Raw genomic sequence first — 1,918 nt, 5'->3', positions numbered from 1 at the left:
GTTACATCGAGCCGGTCGGTCTTCGCGCGCCGCTTGTGACGTTCTACCGGGATGCTGGCCGCATCGATGACGTAGCACTCGATGCCGTGCGCCTGCAGCGCGCGACAGATCCAGAACGCGTCCTGGCCGGCCTCGTAGCTCACGACGACGCGCACGCCGGTGGGCAGTAACCACTTCTCCTTGTGGGCCTCGATCAGGCCGAGCACGGCCTGCAGGCGGGCGGCGGCCTGCGGCTGCTCGACCGTATGGACGGCGGGCCGCTCGCGCCGGCCATCGTGGAGCGCGACCTTCCACTTCTTGGCCTCGAGTTCGAGCGATACCGCCAGTATGACGTCTTCAGCATGGGGTCCGGTAACGTGATGTGCGTCCATGATGCCCCTCCATTGAGCAAGGCTTGGCCACGCCAATCTTACGGCTTGGGCCTCGACGACTCTCACGCGGCATAGGATCTAGCGCTTTTCCCAGGGTAGCGTCGAGTTCCGCGAGGGTGCTGCAGTGCTTCCTCCAGATGAAGCGTCAGTTGTGTCCGATGGTGTGCAGTAATTCAGTCGCGCACTGCCTCACGCAGTTCGGGAGTCTTTTTGCGCGCGTTGCCTCGAGCCAGTGCGGCCAGCCGTTCGGGATTGTCACCGGCGACGATGGCCTCAAGCATGGTGCGACCACTGCAGCCGAGCACGTTCGAAAACACGCTGCCGAGCTTGAGATTGGCGTCCTCGAGCAGGATGCGCCGGCTGTACTGCCGGCTGTACTGGGAGATTTCGCGTACGAGTTGTTTGCGCGGAAGCGTGAGATTGCAGCCCCTGCGTCGCGGCAGGTTGGACGAAACCGGAGGGGATGTCATTGGCAACCTGAAAGTCGTTAAAAACTAACGGTGTGAAAGTGTCTTTTCTTCCTGGTTTTTCTTCGCGGTCATCTCTCTAAAGGCCTGGCTTTTCTTCCGGTCTGAGTTTTTCTTCCGTCCCGTTTTTTCTTCCCGTCTTCTTGCGGTACGCCTCGCCTGACGCGTGCTTCGCGCGCGCCGAGTGGGGGCGCGCGGCGCATGATCGCCCCCCAGGGAGGGCCGGTCCATGAAGCACCAACAAAAAAGGCGTAAGTGCCTGAATTGCGGGACATGGTTCGTGCCCGATGCGCGCAATGTGCGGCACCAGCGATATTGCTCCGAAGCCGCGTGCCGTCAGGCGAGCAAGGCCGCCAGTCAACGCCAGTGGCTGGCCAAACCCGAGAACCGCGACTATTTCCGCGGCGCTGGCGTGCCGAACACCCGGGATACGGGCGTCGTGCGGGCACTGCGACGGCCGCTGCGTTACAAGATGACTGCCCCGCGCAAGTCATTGAAATACAGGAAGAATCGCAGGCTCTGGTGGGGGATGCGTTACAAGATGTCTTGTCGGCGCAACCGGCCGTCCTGATTGGGCTGATCGCGCATCTGACCGACAGCGCGTTACAAGAAGACATTCTCCGCAGCACCCGGCGGTTGCTACAACTGGGACAGGACATCTTGAACGGGAGGGATGACCATGCCGATCAAGCGCGTCATCTGCCCTGAGCGGATCCGGCAGATTCCGGCGCACTTCAGCTGGGTCGATCACCGGCTGGTGCGCGAGCGGTACATCGAGCGCTGTGACGCCTGTGCGGCGGCGCTGTACCTGTTTCTGGTCACCGTCGCCGATGCGCAGGGCCTGAGCTACTACGCCGACGCGACGCTCACGCGGCGCCTGTCGATGGCGCCGGCGCGTCTGGAGATGGCGCGTAGTGACCTGATCCGCGTCGGCCTGATCGCCTGGCAACGGCCGCTCTACCAGGTGCTGGCGTTCGATACGCCGGCGCCCGAGCCGGCGCCGCCCCCGCGGCCTGCGGACGTGACGACACAACTTGAGCGGTTGCACGCGGCGCTGGGCAGGCGCCATGCTTGATTACG

Annotated in this window: 3 protein-coding genes and 1 pseudogene; 2 read left to right on the top strand and 2 right to left on the bottom strand. The window is 63.5% G+C overall.

Annotation, left to right across the window (positions count from 1 at the left end):
• Together AWB78_RS42330 and AWB78_RS42325 are read right to left on the bottom strand one after the other, a co-directional pair.
• Nucleotides 1-371, bottom strand: a pseudogene (locus AWB78_RS42330) (IS110 family RNA-guided transposase); the annotation flags it as partial.
• A gap of 173 nt (nt 372-544) precedes the next feature.
• The gene (locus tag AWB78_RS42325; RefSeq protein ID WP_062613231.1) at nt 545-841 is read right to left on the bottom strand and encodes a hypothetical protein; all 297 of its coding nucleotides are present in this window, start codon (nt 839-841) and stop codon (nt 545-547) included.
• Between the two features lie 226 nt (nt 842-1,067).
• Here AWB78_RS42325 and AWB78_RS47430 point away from each other — a divergent pair, with 226 nt between their 5' ends.
• Both AWB78_RS47430 and AWB78_RS42320 read left to right on the top strand, forming a co-directional pair.
• Nucleotides 1,068-1,409: a hypothetical protein gene (locus AWB78_RS47430; protein ID WP_157697905.1), complete on the top strand. Its 342-nt coding sequence runs from the start codon at nt 1,068-1,070 to the stop codon at nt 1,407-1,409.
• A gap of 108 nt (nt 1,410-1,517) precedes the next feature.
• Nucleotides 1,518-1,913 carry a hypothetical protein gene (locus AWB78_RS42320; protein WP_062613235.1) on the top strand — a complete coding sequence of 132 codons (396 nt, stop codon included), beginning with the start codon at nt 1,518-1,520 and terminating at the stop codon, nt 1,911-1,913.
• Nucleotides 1,914-1,918: the final 5 nt, after the last annotated feature.

Source organism: Caballeronia calidae, assembly GCF_900044055.2.
GTDB lineage: Bacteria > Pseudomonadota > Gammaproteobacteria > Burkholderiales > Burkholderiaceae > Caballeronia > Caballeronia calidae.
Note: the sequence above shows the minus strand (reverse complement) of the source record. Positions and strands in the feature narration are given on the sequence as shown.

Coding starts and splice junctions, on each gene's coding strand:
- AWB78_RS42325 (WP_062613231.1), bottom strand. CDS start 841: ATGACATCCCCTCCGGTTTCGTCCAACCTGCCGCGACGCAGGGGCTGC.
- AWB78_RS47430 (WP_157697905.1), top strand. CDS start 1,068: ATGAAGCACCAACAAAAAAGGCGTAAGTGCCTGAATTGCGGGACATGG.
- AWB78_RS42320 (WP_062613235.1), top strand. CDS start 1,518: ATGCCGATCAAGCGCGTCATCTGCCCTGAGCGGATCCGGCAGATTCCG.